Genomic DNA, 14,345 nt, shown 5'->3' on the forward strand with positions numbered 1-14,345 from the left:
CCAAGATGGGACTTACAAAAATCGCCATCGAGCGACCCGTTTTCATCCTGATGCTGATGCTCTTGTGCATCTTCGGTGGGTTCAACGCCTACTTCTCGATGCGCAAGGAAGAGAATCCGGATGTCTCGTTCGGCGTGGCTACCGTCACGACCATCTATCCTGGCGCGGGCCCCGAGGAGATGAACACCCTCGTATCGCGCAAGGTCGAAGAGGCGGTCGCGGGCATCAGCAACCTCTTGGAAGTCACTTCGAATTCGCAGGAAGGCGTCTCGGTCGTCGTGCTGAACTTCAACGTGGGCACGAACATGGACACCGCACTCAGCGACATCCGGGCCAAGGTGGACGGGATTGTCGGCGAGCTTCCGCGTGATGCTGAGAAGCCCACGGTATCCAAGTTTGACTTCTCGGCGGGTGCGGTCCTGACGTTGGCGGTGAACTCGGACACCCTCAACAGCCAGCAGCTCCGCGACCTGATGGACCAGAAGGTCAAGGACCGATTCGGCCAGATTCCGGGCGTCGCCGCAGTCACGGTTACCGGTGGCGACATTCGCGAGATTCAAGTTCAGCTCAAGCGCGATCGATTGCTGACGTACGGAATCGGGATCACCGAAGTCCAGCGGGCGCTAGCGGTAGCATCGCTGAACGCTCCAGCGGGCCGCATGGTCGGCACCGACCGCGAGACCTCGGTCCGCGTCCTCGGCGAGTTCAAGAAGGTCGCCGACATTGAGAACATGGTGCTGTCGATCCAGTCTCCGGACCGGCAGGGCCGTGCGACCTCGGTACGCCTGGGCGACATCGCGACGGTACGCGATGCCGTTGCTGAGCGCCGCAGCTTCAGCCGCCTAAATGGAAGCGATGCGATCACCATCGGCATCCTCAAAGCTCGCGACGGCAACGCGATTGAGATTACGAAGCAAGCACGCGCGCTCTTGCCGAAGCTCAAGGATGAGTACGGCGTCACGTTTGTCCAGACCTTTGCATCAGCCACCCGCATCGAGGAGTCCCTGTTCGACCTCAACCTGACCCTGATCATCGGCATCCTGCTGGTCGCGGCCATCGTCTATCTCTTCCTGCACAACGTGCGAGGGATGATCATCGTCGCCATCGCCATTCCGGTCTGTCTGCTCGCGACGTTGATGTTCTACAAGCTGTTCGGCTTCACCGTCAACAACTTGTCCATGCTCGCCTTGTCGCTGGCCGTTGGTGTTCTCGTCGATGATGCCATCGTCGTCTTGGAGAACATCTATCGTCACCTCAAGATGGGAGAGGGTCCGGTGGAAGCGGCCATCAACGGACGATCTGAGATCGGCCTCGCAGCCATCGCCATCACGCTCGCAGACGTCGTCGTGTTCCTCCCGGTCGGATTCATGGGCGGCGTGGTCGGACAGTTCTTCCGACCGCTGGGCATCGGCTTTGCCATCGCGGTCATGCTCTCGCTCTTCGTGTCGTTCACCGTGACGCCGATGCTGGCCTCGCGCTGGTACCGCCAGGGCGAAGACGCCGAAGCACTTGGAGGCAAGTTCGCACGTCGGTTCGAGCAGATCTTTGGCCGCGCCGAACATTCGTATCGCCGATCGCTGGAGTGGTCGCTGAACCACCGATGGTTCGTGTTCATCATGGGGTGGATCGCCCTTATCGGGATCATCATGTTCATGTTCGCTGGCAGCGCCAAGAAGTTCAGCGACATCATGCCGATGATCATGGGCGGTATCGTGGCATCTGTCGCCCTCTGCCTCGTCGCGATGGGCATCAGCTACTGGAGCAAGCGTGTCCAGAAGTTCGCCATTTGGGGGACGCTGTTCGTGTTCTTCTTTGGCCTGGGGCCGCTCAGCATTATCGGCAAAATGTTGCCAGAAGGGAGCGGGATGAAGCCCATGCTCACGCCGCCTGCTAGTTTGGTGGTCGCGCTCCTGATCATGGGGCTCGCGGCTTTGATCGCAAACATCAATCGCCCGCTCATCCGGACGCGTATGGTTGCTAACGCGATTGGCTTCGGACTGATCCTCGCTCTTTTCCCCATCGGCGGATTTGCTTACGGCCAGTGGAAGCAGGATCAACTCTTCAAGTTCCAGTTCTTCCCCGTCGCCGACGGCGGCAAGGTCTCCGCGACGGTACAACTCCCGCCCGGGGCGAGCCTTGACGCCACCAAGAAAGTCGTCGAGCGGATCGAGAACATCGTCATGAAGCACCCGGACACTCGCTACGTGGTGTCGCGCGTCGGACAGAAGGGCGGCGGAAACTCCGCGGCCGACCAAGGTACGAACTACGCACAGGTCGACATCACGCTCAACGACAAGACCGCGCTCCTCGACTCCGTTATGTTCTGGGTCAAGCATGAGGGCAAACTCCGGACCCGCCGAGACACCGCCGTCGCCGCCGACATGCTCGAAGCGATCGGGCGCGTCCCCGGTGCCAACGTCACTGTTTCCGCTTCGGATGCCAGCGGCTTTGGCGCGGCCATCCAGATGTCCTTCCGAAGTGACGACCGCGAGAAGCTCCTCGCCGCCGCCAACAAGATCAAAGATCGACTGGCCGAAGGCGCGGTGGAGGGGGTCATCAACGTGGACATCAGTTCGAAGGGCGGCAAACCCGAAGTTCAGGTTGTCCCCGACCGACCGCGCCTGGCAGACGCCGGCTTGAGCGTCGGCGAAGTCTCCCAAGCTCTGCGCGCCCTCTACGAAGGCAACACCGACACGCGGTTCCGGGTACTTGGCCAAGAGTATGACATTCGGCTGATGATGGATTTGGGAGACCGGAACAACCCGGACCTCCTCGGCCAAGTCCCGATCGCCTTCCAGCAAGGCAACCCCATCTTCGTGGATAGCGTGACGACTCGTCGCGATGGAACGAGTGTTGATAAGATCGAACGCCGCGATCGCCAGGAGGAAGTAAAGGTCACCGCAGACCTGTTGCCTGGCAAGGCGGCAGGCACTGTTCAACAGCAGATCAACGACCTGATCCAAAAGGAGAAGCTTATGCCGGACGGCGTTGTGCTCAAGCCACTCGGCCAAGCCGACGTGCAACAACGTGAGAGCCAGTACCTGATGAGTGCGCTGTTCGTCGGGCTGCTGCTCGTCTACATGCTCCTTGCCTCGCTCTACGACAACCTGCTATCGCCGTTCATCATCCAGTTGGCGCAGCCGCAGGCACTCGTCGGTGCCCTGTTTGCGCTGGTGCTCACCGACAAGTCGCTCAACATCGTCGGATTCATCGGCTTGATCGCGCTTGTGGGTCTGGTTGGTAAGAACGCCATCCTGCTCGTGGACTACACGAATACGCTCCGGAGCAGAGGTATGAATCGGCACGATGCGATCGCGCAAGCCGGTCCGACCCGGCTGCGGCCCATTACGATGACAACCTTGGCAGTGCTGCTGGGCATGCTCCCGGTCGCACTTGCCATCGGCCGCGGGTCTGAGTTCCGCGAGACCATTGGCATCACCATCATCGGAGGTATCGCACTTTCGACGCTCCTGACCCTGCTGGTCATCCCGTGCTCGTACACGATCTTCGATGATCTTGGACAGCGACTTGCCAAGAAGCAGACTGAACCGGAGACGAGCGCAAGCTAATCTCGCCAACCGGGGTAGAGCGCGAGCGCGGCTGCCCCGTAGAGTCCCGCATGGGGACCGAACGGAGTCCTGGCGGCGTCCAGCTCAAGCCAGTCGCTGAGCCCGACGCCGCCGCAGACAACAATCGCCTCGGGATAGTAGATCGTGCGGACGATCTGTAGGGCCGTGTCGCATGCTGCCTGAGCGCGCTGACGCTGCTCGGCCGAGGGATTCGGGGTCAGAGCCGCCCCTCCGAGCGCGTCTTCGAAGGTCGATCCATCCGGGAGCGCGAGATCGTTCAGGCGCGGATAGCCACCCTGCGGCCCCATCAGAATCTTGCCTCGGTCCACCACGCCGCATCCGACACCCGTTCCCAGGGCCAATGTCACGACACGTATGCCGGCAAAGTCGGCGTGGCAGGCGTGTCCCCATGCGGTGGCCAATCCATCGTTCAGCGCGACCACCTTGTGGTCCGGGAGCGCGGCTGCAAAGTTCGTTCCTACGTGGTTGGGGATGATCGGCTTCGCTTCAACGACTCGGGTGGTTCCAGGCGCGACGGTGCCACCGGTTCCGATGCCGATTCGCCGCACGTTCCATTTCTCGGCGACCTCGCGAATCCAGTGGGTGCGCGCATCGCGCTCCTGCGGCAGCTCGACCTTTTCGAGGTCGATCATCTGCCAGTTGGTATCAAATCGAGCGGCGCGCAACCACGTACCGCCTATGTCCACCGCCATCACCGATTCGTGCGGATTGGCCGCCGCTGCCGAAAAGACTCGCGTCTGCTTGATCGGGTCGTTGAGTGCTCCCCCGACCACGACCGCACACGCACCCGCTCTGCGCGCGGCGGAGACTTCCCAAGGCTGCGCATAACGACCTTCGGCGATGACCGGGATGTCGGTCCGAGCGCGAATCTCTCGCACCAGACTGATCGCTGGCCCGGGAGGAATCATGCTGCTCTCCTCGGTATATCCCGCGAGCGTGGTGCCGATGAGGTCCACTCCGGCGCGGGCTGAAGCCATCGCCGAGGCGAGCGTGTCGCAATCGGCCATCGCGAGCCGCCCCGCCTCGTGGATGCGACGGACGAGGTCCGAAAGCTGGGCATCTCCGGGGCGGTAGCGCATGGTCCCATCGAGCGCGATCACCTCGCAGCCAGCTTCGATGAGCACGTCCACCTCGGCCAGGGTAGGGGTGATGTACACCCGGCTGTCGGCATACTCACGCTTGACCAGACCAATCGTAGGAACGCCTGCGGCTGACCGTATCAGCGCGATAGCTTCGAGCCCCTGCAATCGCAGGAAGCGCACCCCTTCTTGCACCGAAGCTTTGGCGAGTGGCAGGAGTGCGGCTGGCGGCTCCAAGGGGCCCGTGCTGGCCTGGACGCTGGCGATCAGCGGCGAGTCCGCAAGGATGGCCAGGAGTTCGGATCGTGTCATGGCTGCACGAATGGTTTGGTCTTGCCCGATTTCAGTCGCGTCAACCAATCGTTGATGCCCAGCGGACCGTCATAGGCCCAGACGCGGGGCAAGTTCAGTAGCCTTCGCTTGGGGTCATAGCAAGAGCGGGCCGGTCCACTCCCAGCGAGCACGACGGCTTCATAGTCCTTGAGCAGCGCGCGGTTCTTGGGGAATATCCCGTAGGGGAGCGCCAGGGTCCGGACCGTCAGCCCGTGCTGGCGAAGGAAGCCGTTGGTCTTATCAAAATCGGCCATGATCTCGGCGTCGGTCAGTTTGCTGAGATTGCTGTGGCGCCAGGTGTGCGCGGCGATCTCGCATCCCCATGCCTGCAACTGCTTCAGTTTGGGGATCCCCTGCTCCATCTTGCCGAACAGTCGATAGGGGTTCACGAAGAAGGTGGCGCGCGCTCGGAAGTCCGGGTACTGCCTCTCGAACCCCTTCATGATCCCAATCGCGCAATTGGGATCGAGCGAGCCGTCTTTGAGCGTGGCGTACTGCGTGGGGTCTGAGTCGTCGAACGTGATGACGACCGGCGAAGCTCCTGGCGGGATGTCGATCTTCTTGTCGATGTACTGGGCGAGCGTGATCGGTCGATAGCCCAAGCGATACAATCGCTCCAGATCCTTGCGGAAATTGGCGTACGAGCGATCGTACGGTCCGTCCGTTGGCAGGATGCGGTGGTACATCAGAATCGGGATCACGCCCATCTTGTTGGCCTTTCGGCTGGTCACCCGCGCCGGTTCCGGCGGCTTCGGGGGAGGCGTGCTAGCGGCTCGCAGCGTGGTCGCGGTCACGATTGCTGGCTCGACCGCCACGCGAGGGCTCGAAGAACAACCGACGAGGCAGACCGCAAGCATTGCTGCGGCGGTACATCGGCGCAGGTTCATTGCTTGCTGACGGCTTTCGCAACGCGCTCCCACCGTTCGATGGTGCGCATATCTTGGCGTCGCCGCTCCAAGGCGTTCTCTACTTTCATCGCAAGCAACTCGTAAACGTCCACGCCGGGCATGTTCTTCTCGACGTAGTCAAATGCGCCGCGCCGCATGCACTCTACTGCGTTCGCAACGTTGCCGTACGCGGTCATGACCAGCACCTCGGCGAAGAGGTCGCGCTCAAACGCGGAATTCAGAACTCTCATGCCCGAGTCCGGAGTCTCGATGCTCATGTCGGTGATGATCACGTCGAAGGAGTGCTCAGCCTCGTTGAGCAGACGCATCCCTTCCTCGGCAGAGCTCGCCGCGGTGACGGTCAAGCCGGCGCGCTCAAGCCTTCGCTTGATGGAGCTTAGTACGGCATCTTCGTCATCGATCACAAGTGCGGTGGGCATTGTGACCAAGTATACCGACCGGGTCTAGCGCATTCGAACCTGATTTGCGATAACGCTTCGCACCGCGGCGACGATCGCGTCTGGGCCAATGCCCGCTTCGGCGCGAATCAGCGGTTGTGCGCCGTGCTCCACGAAGTGGTCCGGCAACGCTACGATCTTCGAGCGTATGTGCCCGAGGCCCAGCTCCTGCAGTCCATCGCGCACTTGCTGGCCGAACCCACCCGTGCGCACATTCTCTTCCGCGAGCACTAAGGATCCCGTCTTCTCAGCAAAGAAGGCGATCGTTTCCATGTCGATGGGCTTGGCAAACCGAGCGTTGATTACGTTGCACTCGATCCCTTCGGCTCGGAGTTGCTCCACCGCCTCCCAAGCGACGCTCACCATGCTCCCAAGCGCGGCGATGGTCACCTGAGCGTTCGCAGATTCGTGGACCACTTCGGCCTTGCCCAGGGTAATCGGCGTGCGCGCTTCCGGGAGACGATCGTCACTAGCTCCGCGCGGGTAGCGCACGGCCAGCGGGCCGTCCTGGTACCCGGCAGCGAATCGCGCCATCTCCTTCAACTCCGTCGTATCGCGCGGGGCCAGGACCACGATGCCGGGAATGTGCGTGAGGTAGCTGACGTCGAATGCACCGTGGTGCGTGGGGCCATCGTCGCCCACCAGCCCTGCGCGGTCCATGAAGAACCGGACCGGGAGGTGCTGGATGCACGCATCGTGCAGCACCTGGTCGTATCCGCGCTGTAAGAACGTGGAGTAGATCGCGCAGAACGGCTTGATGCCGCCTGCAGCGAGCCCCGCCGAAAACGTAACTGCGTGCTGCTCGGCGATGCCGGTGTCGTAGTAACGATCCGGGAACATCTCCGCAAACGGATTGAGTCCCGTGCCATCGGGCATGGCCGCGGTGATCGCCACGACTGCCGGGTCGGCCTCGGCCAGTTCACACATTACTTCGCCGAAGGCTTGCGTATACGTCACGGGCCCCGTACTGCGCGTCAGTTCGCAGTTCTTCGCATCAAACGGAGTGACGCCGTGCCACTTGCGAGCATCGTCCTCGGCGACCTTGTACCCCTTCCCCTTCACGGTGATCGCGTGGACGAAGATGGGGCCGCTCAGTTCGCGGACGTTCCGGAAGATCTCAAGGAGCGTGGGCAGATCGTGACCGTCAATGGGGCCGATGTACTCAAATCCCATCTCCTCGAAGATCGCGCCCGTAGGCTCAGGGGCGAAATAGTGGGTGATGCTGTGACGCAAACCAGAGGCCACGCGCTGCATCGGATTCGGCATGCGCTCGGCCACGGACTTTGCGCGCTGAGCCCAGTCCTGGATGAGCGGGCGCGAGCGGAGCCTCGTGAAGTGGGTCGTAAGAGCGCCGACATTGGGGGCAATCGACATGCGATTGTCGTTCAAAACGACCGCCAAGTCGGTGCGCATCTCCCCCGCGTGATTGAGTGCTTCCCAACTCATGCCGCTGCAGATCGCGGCGTCTCCGGCGACGGCAATCACGCGTTCATCGGTGCCCAGCCGGTCGCGCGCGGCAGCAAAACCGAGGGCCGCTGAGATCGCAGTGCCTGCATGTCCCGCGCCGAAGGCGTCGAGTTCGTGCTCTTCTCGCTTCAAGAACCCGGACAGCCCCTTGTGCTTGCGGAGGGTATCGAACCGGTCCATGCGGCCAGTGAGCATCTTGTGGGGGTAAGCTTGGTGGCCCGTGTCCCAAACCACTTTGTCGGGCGGAATCGAGTAAGCCGCGTACATGGCGACGGTCAACTCCACCGTTCCCAAGTTCGAACTGAAGTGCCCCCCAGTTTTGCTCACCCTCTCGACAATGCACTGGCGAAGCTCGTCGGCCACCTGGCCGAGCTCTTTGTCACTTAGTTTGTGTAGGTCAGTGGGTTGAACAATCTGGGAAAGCAATTCATATGAGTTCATAAAATGGGGCTCCGCTTACTAAGCTATACGGTTCAGACCGACGGAAACGGTGCAGCGGGTTCATCCCATCGTTGGGCGAGGAGTGCTGCCAGTTCCTCCAAGTGCGTTTCATCTTCAACGGTGAATCGGCCAACTTCGTGTCCGTCGATATCAATTTGGCCGAGGACCTCATCTCCGCGCCGGATGAGTACAACGATCTCGCTCCGTGTCTGGGTGCTACAGGCCAAGTAGTTCGAAAGGTTCCGGACGTCGTCGATGACCTGGTTCGCATTCTCGGCGACCGCAGTGCCGCAGACTCCGACCCCGACAGCGATGTGCGTGTGGTCCGTCTCGGCTCCAACGTAGGCGTCGAGGACCAAGGTGCCTGCTTCCAATCGGTAGATCCCGGACCAGTCGTAGCCCGCGAGCGCGTCGAGCATCTCCATGGCACGTTGACGAAGGGCTCGCCCGGAAAGATCGCTCGCACGCAGGACGTCCAAGTCGATCTTACTCATGCTCTTCTCTCCAAGCCGCGAGGCAATCGGCTACTGTGGTGTGGTCGAGCGGAACGAGCTCCAACACCTTTGGGGTTTGCCCTGGAGTTGTGGGCGCGGTGGCCACGAGGAAACGAGCGCGCGCGGCACCGACGTGGTCTTCCACGTTGAGTCGCCCACGCTGGAAGTGCGTGGCGGCCAGACTCAGCAGAAACGCCTGGGCAAGCGGCACCAAGTCCGGCGGAACTGCCGAAAGCCGAATCTCGGGCAACGCAAACTTGCTGATACCGCGGGTTTCGAGCACCAACATGCCGTCGCCGCTTGCGACCACGACCCCTACATGCTGATCGATGGCGAAGCCGTCCAGGACCATTTCTTCGGGTAACTCGTACGACTCGCGAAGGGGATCGGCGATGACGCCCTGCGTTAGGAGCGCGGCGCGGTGGGCGCACTGCAAGGTGAACATCAATGTTGGAACAACGGCTGCGTCGTGTGAATGCAGCGTCAACTGAATGAGACTCCACGTCGCCGCAAGACGGCTGCGCAGTTCGGGATCCAATCTCTGCGCGAATTCCGAGCGCAAGAAGACATCCGGATCGAACCGGGCTTCGTCGCGGCTGAACACGGTCATGCGGAGCACGCTCTTGCGATCGCTGCTCGCCACGGCAAAGTGGCCACGACTGAGACTGACGTCAAGCGCAGACTTATCACCTACCTCGGGAACGATAAACCCGGGTACCGCACCTCCTTCACCTTTCGGGTTCACCAATTGGCGCGGGGTCGGCAGTTGGGCCTGCGGCACCATGACCGTGAGGTAGTACCCCTTGCTCAGCCCGAACCCGGGGCCAGCCGGCCTCGAGAAGCGGAATAGGTCACCCAGGCGACTCAAATGGCTTGCTCCTGACCCATCCAACTCGGCACCCATCGAAGGAGCTTGTATCGCTCGCTCATGCGCCTGAGCCACCCGGCCATCTCTTCTCCTTCGTAGAACGTCAAGTAGCCGCTCATCATCAGGAACGCAAAGAGAGGGATATTCAGTCGCCACTCGATACCTAGGTGCAGCAAAACTCCGCTCAGGAGCACCCACTTGCGCCATGGTCGCGAGAAAACAAGCGTCGCGAGCGCCACCTCCACGATCAGCGTGCCGTAAGTCAGGATTGCCATCATCGGTTGCTGATCGATGAACGCAGGGACGTTGAACCGGTGAAACTCGCTGATCTGCGGCGGATACCAAACGGCTGTGCCATCGTGCCATGTGTGTCCGTACGCCTTTGCCCATGCGGTCGTGAGGTAGACGAGCGCCCATTGGTACTGAAGCAACCGCTGCGGCCACAGAGAGATTGCGGGCAGTGGTGCCTCTGGGTTCTTGCGCAGGATGAGCATCCGATCGAGCGAGCAAGCCAGCCCGCTGGGTGCGATGGCCAAGTAAATGCACACCGACCGCATCAGCGTGTCGCCTCCGTGCAGAATGTACGGGTTCCGGTGATGCAGCGTGACCATGCCAACCGCCAGGACAATCGTCGCAACTCGGCTAAACAGCCCGAGCGCGCTCAAGACACCGGCTACGATCACCAGCATCATGAATGCCATCGTAATGCGCGAGTCGGTCACACTCGTCAGCGGTGAGAAGAACCAGTCACGCCCCTGCCAAACCTTGGCGAGCCCGGCGGGAACGTACCCATCCTCCGTAAACCATGCGCCGAAGTCGATGCTGATCATCAGCAGATTGATGGTCACCAGCGAGCAGAAGACCGCCCGAAAGAACCCCAAAGTCACGGGTGAGCCCCAGCCGAAGATCGCAGTGTTCAGATCAGAGAGCGCCTTCTTCATGGCTTGGCCTCGGACCCCGTGAACTCGTAGCGATAGAACTTAAAGGTTTGAAATGGTCCGATGGGTTTGCCCGGTCCATTCAGCTTGCGAAAATGTCGCACGAGTGTGACCGACGCGATCGGCTGGTTGTACTCCGCCTTGGCCAGCTTTCCGAGTCTCTTGGCGATGCTGGGCCAAAGAACGGAATAGTCCTCGAGGTGTCCGCGCTCGATGAACTTGCGGTACCGCTCCTTCACGTACCGCAAGGGGTACGACATTTGCGACATGCGGGGATAGGGATACGTGACCTTCTTGCCGTCCAGAAACTCGATCTCGGCGTCCACCCAAATGTCCATGCTCATGGGATCGGGGGCGAACATGTCCCAGTACTGCCAAGTCCCCGAACCCAGCAAGTACTTCCGGACAAATGAATCGCGCCGAATGGTCGTGTCGTTCCAGATTTGAAACCGAGTGACCAAGGACGGGGTCGGTGCGGTGGCTCGCTGACGGGGCGTGGAGTTCGGGTCAGTGAAAGCGGTGTATCGCTTGTCCGTGATGGGAACGGACCACAAGGAGATGGCCACTACGTGGAATCCGAGGAGGACCTTGACGATCCAGTGCACGCGTCGTCCTGAAAAATCGTGCGAACTACTGGGTTCCTTACCCATGTCTACGAGTATGTCTGATTCGAGTGTGGGGTGGGTTTGGCTTTGATATTGCTGTAACTTGCCGTACACTCTTTGAAATACTTTCCGTCGCTTCATGGGCGACCGGAGTGAAGATAGCTATCATGAACTCATCCCAACTTAACCGGGCAGGTTCCCGGATTTTCTTGGTCGTCCTTGCATGTCTTGCCGGGGCGTCTTCGTTTGCGCAAATCAAGGGCTGGAAAGACCTCAAGGTCACCAGCAAGCTTGCTGAGAAGAGCACCATCCTTGGTCGCGTCAGCGACGCCAAAACGTATTCGCTAGATCTCGCGACGCTAAGGCAGTCGCTTGCGAATGCGCCCGAAGAGCGGGCGGTGGGTCTCTTCTCAAGCCCCGCTGTGATCACGCTCCCGATTTCGGACGGGACCTGGCAACGCTTCGCCGTCGCTGAATCGTCGATTTTGAGCCCGGAACTCCAGGCCAAGCTCCCCTACATCAAGACGTACCTCGTCCAAGGTCTCGATGACCGGACACGCAACGGCCGAATCAGTGTCACCGCACTCGGGTTCCACGCCATGGTTTTCAGCCCGAACGGCACGGAGTACATCGATCCAATCGCCGTTGGTAACACCCGCGATTACGTGGTGTACAACCGCGAGAACCTCTCAAGGATCCCCGGTTGGACGTGCTACGTTACCGAGTTCGACGAGAACTTCATCAACTCGGAGCGCGAGGGGTCAGGCGACCTCTTCCCGATGGCCACTGGCGCAAACTTGAAGACGTACCGGTTGGCGATGAACGCCACCGGCGAGTACTGCAACTACTTCGGTTCGAATACTGGGACCGGCTCGGCGGCGGCCGTATCGGCGATGGGCGTCACGATCAACCGCGTGACCGGTATCTACGAGCGAGACTTCTCCATCCGGCTCAATGCCGTGTACCTTGGCCCCGCTTCCGAGCCTGCAGTGCTCGACCCGGCCACGGACGGATTTACGAACTCAAACGTCTCGACCCTCCTTGGACAGAACCAGACCCGCTGCGACACGAACGTAGGTAACGCAAGCTACGACGTCGGACACATCATGGGCACCGGAGGTGGCGGTGTCGCTGGACTCGGCGTGGTCGGGGTCACCGGCCAAAAGGCTCGCGGCGCGACTACCGGCAGCCCTCCGACGACCGACGCATTTGATATCGATTACGTCGCACACGAATTGGGTCACCAGTTCAACGGAGACCACACATTCGCAGGGACAACAGGAAGCTGTGCTGGAAACGGCAATCCGTCTACCGCTTTCGAGCCAGGCAGCGGTTCGACGATCATGGCTTACGCAGGCATCTGCACGGGCCAGAATGTCCAAAGCAACTCAGACGATTACTTCCACCACGTGAGCTACCAAGAGGTGCTCACGCTGCGCGCCTTGGCAACGGGCACCTCGACTGCAAACGGTAACAGTGCCCCGGTCGTCACCGTTCCGGCAACCAGCTACACGATTCCGTTGAGCACGCCGTTCGTGCTTTCGGCGTCGGCGACGGACGCCAATGGCGATGCGCTGACGTACTGCTGGGAGCAGTACGCCACCACGCCGCTTTTCCGCAGCATCAAGCCCGTCACTGTCGGTTACCGGGTGTTCCCGAAGCTGACGACGATTTTGGGCACGGCCGTGGCGAACTACGAGACGCTCGCCACGACAACGCGGACGATCCCGTTCCGCGTGAGCGTGCGTGACAACCGCGCCGGCGGCGGTGAACTGGAATGGAAGTCCGTTTCGGTCACCATGTCCGGTACGGCATTCACCGTGGATACCGCCAATTCCGCTACGGCATGGGTCCCGGGTGCTACGGTCCCCGTCGCTTGGACGGTGGGCGGATCCGGTGCCACTGCAAATGTAAACATCACGATGTCCACAAATGGTGGGACAAGCTTCTTCACTGGCGCGGAAACGACGCTACTGGCCTCAACCGCCAACTCGGGTAGCGCTTCGATCACCGTTCCCTGGGTGAACACCACCACGGGTCGCATCAAGATTCAAGGAGTTAACAACATCTTCTTTGACATCAACAATGCGAGCATCACGATCAATGAGAGCGCGGCCGTCAACATGACGGTGCCCGCGACGATCAAGTCGGGTGCTACGGGCACAGGCACGATCTTGCTCGCCAATCCGGCTCCGGCGGGAGGTCTTACCGTCAACTTGACTGAAGCGAGCTCGTACATGTCGGTGCCGAGCACGGTCGTGGTGCCTGCCGGTGCGACGAGCGCGGACTTTGCGATCACGACGGTGGCCGCACCCTCGAATCAGAACGTTCAAATCGGCTACAACCGATCGGGCTGGTCGAAGGCCTCGTCCACGTTCGTGATCCAGAAGAACACTGCGCCTGGCGGTGTCGCGGATAGCTACAACACGCCGTACGCAACCACCCTGAATATCGGGGCTCCGGGCGTGCTGGGCAATGACACCGATGCCGAACTCGACACGTTGACCGCGGCTCTGCTCACGACCACGGCGAACGGCTCCCTGACGCTGAACGCGAACGGTAGCTTCACCTACACCCCGAACGCTGGTTTCTCGGGTGTGGATAGCTTCACTTACCGCGCGAGCGACTCGGCGCTGTTTAGTCCGTCGACCACCGTGCAGATCACGGTCGGTCCGCGACCTCAGCTGTTGGGCACGGTCACGCTCTCCGGTTGGACGGCTCCTGTGACTGGGCAGCCAGTCGAGGTCCAGATCCGGACGGTGGGTTCGCCCGCTCCGCTCTACACGTTCAACGTAGCCCTCAGCGCCAGTGGCCAGTTTGTGATCAATCTGGTTCCGCCGACTCTGTCGGGCAACTACGACGTGGCGATCAAGGGCCAGAAGTGGCTGCGAGGCACGGTGGCAAGTGTGAACTTCTCAACGACCGTGGCCACGGCCAATATCAGCCTGATCAACGGAGACGTGAACAACGACAACCAAATCGACTTTTTCGACTACCTCATCATGAGCGATACGTTCGAAAAGTCACTGGGGGACTCGGGTTACGATGCCCGGGCCGACCTCAACGGAGATAATACGGTCGACTTCTTCGACTATCTCATCTTGAGCGCCGGCTACGACCTAGAAGGCAACTAGAGTTCGCCAACAACCAGCGAGCTAGCCCGCGTGACTTCGGTCATCGCGGGC

10 protein-coding genes are annotated in these 14,345 nt (G+C 60.9%); 2 read left to right on the forward strand and 8 right to left on the reverse strand.

Translation table 11 applies throughout. The features are described from left to right. Positions 1 to 5 precede the first annotated feature (5 nt). A complete protein-coding gene (locus tag JNM85_01075; protein MBL8086643.1) occupies positions 6 to 3,569 on the forward strand; it encodes an efflux RND transporter permease subunit in 3,564 nt (1,187 codons plus the stop codon). Here JNM85_01075 and JNM85_01080 read toward each other — a convergent pair. From JNM85_01080 to JNM85_01115, 8 genes are read right to left on the reverse strand one after another with little or no spacing between them, the layout of a single operon-like run. Further along, entirely contained in the window at positions 3,566 to 4,981 is a 1,416-nt protein-coding gene (locus tag JNM85_01080) for a putative N-acetylmannosamine-6-phosphate 2-epimerase (GenBank protein ID MBL8086644.1), read from the reverse strand. The genes JNM85_01075 and JNM85_01080 overlap by 4 nt on opposite strands. Next, positions 4,978 to 5,889, reverse strand: coding sequence for a polysaccharide deacetylase family protein (locus JNM85_01085; GenBank protein ID MBL8086645.1), 912 nt, complete (start codon positions 5,887 to 5,889; stop codon positions 4,978 to 4,980). Before JNM85_01085 ends, JNM85_01080 begins: the two co-directional genes overlap by 4 nt. Further along, a complete protein-coding gene (locus JNM85_01090; GenBank protein MBL8086646.1) occupies positions 5,886 to 6,329 on the reverse strand; it encodes a response regulator in 444 nt (147 codons plus the stop codon). The genes JNM85_01085 and JNM85_01090 overlap by 4 nt, the downstream gene beginning before the upstream one ends. Positions 6,330 to 6,353: 24 nt before the next feature. Further along, positions 6,354 to 8,255 (reverse strand): 1-deoxy-D-xylulose-5-phosphate synthase, encoded by a 1,902-nt coding sequence (locus JNM85_01095; GenBank protein ID MBL8086647.1) that lies wholly within the window; start codon positions 8,253 to 8,255, stop codon positions 6,354 to 6,356. A 32-nt stretch (positions 8,256 to 8,287) separates the two neighbouring features. Then, positions 8,288 to 8,749 carry a GAF domain-containing protein gene (locus tag JNM85_01100; protein ID MBL8086648.1) on the reverse strand — a complete coding sequence of 154 codons (462 nt, stop codon included), beginning with the start codon at positions 8,747 to 8,749 and terminating at the stop codon, positions 8,288 to 8,290. Further along, positions 8,742 to 9,617 (reverse strand): hypothetical protein, encoded by an 876-nt coding sequence (locus JNM85_01105; protein ID MBL8086649.1) that lies wholly within the window; start codon positions 9,615 to 9,617, stop codon positions 8,742 to 8,744. Before JNM85_01105 ends, JNM85_01100 begins: the two co-directional genes overlap by 8 nt. Beyond that, on the reverse strand, positions 9,614 to 10,558 hold the full coding sequence (locus JNM85_01110) for an HTTM domain-containing protein (protein MBL8086650.1): 945 nt from the start codon (positions 10,556 to 10,558) through the stop codon (positions 9,614 to 9,616). The genes JNM85_01105 and JNM85_01110 overlap by 4 nt, the downstream gene beginning before the upstream one ends. Further along, positions 10,555 to 11,160, reverse strand: coding sequence for a hypothetical protein (locus JNM85_01115; protein MBL8086651.1), 606 nt, complete (start codon positions 11,158 to 11,160; stop codon positions 10,555 to 10,557). The genes JNM85_01110 and JNM85_01115 overlap by 4 nt, the downstream gene beginning before the upstream one ends. Before the next feature lie 167 nt (positions 11,161 to 11,327). Between JNM85_01115 and JNM85_01120 the strand changes: the two genes are divergently transcribed. Continuing rightward, positions 11,328 to 14,294: a cadherin-like domain-containing protein gene (locus JNM85_01120; protein MBL8086652.1), complete on the forward strand. Its 2,967-nt coding sequence runs from the start codon at positions 11,328 to 11,330 to the stop codon at positions 14,292 to 14,294. Positions 14,295 to 14,345 lie beyond the last annotated feature (51 nt).

This window comes from Chthonomonas sp., assembly GCA_016788115.1.
Classification (GTDB): Bacteria; Armatimonadota; Fimbriimonadia; order Fimbriimonadales; family Fimbriimonadaceae; genus UBA2391.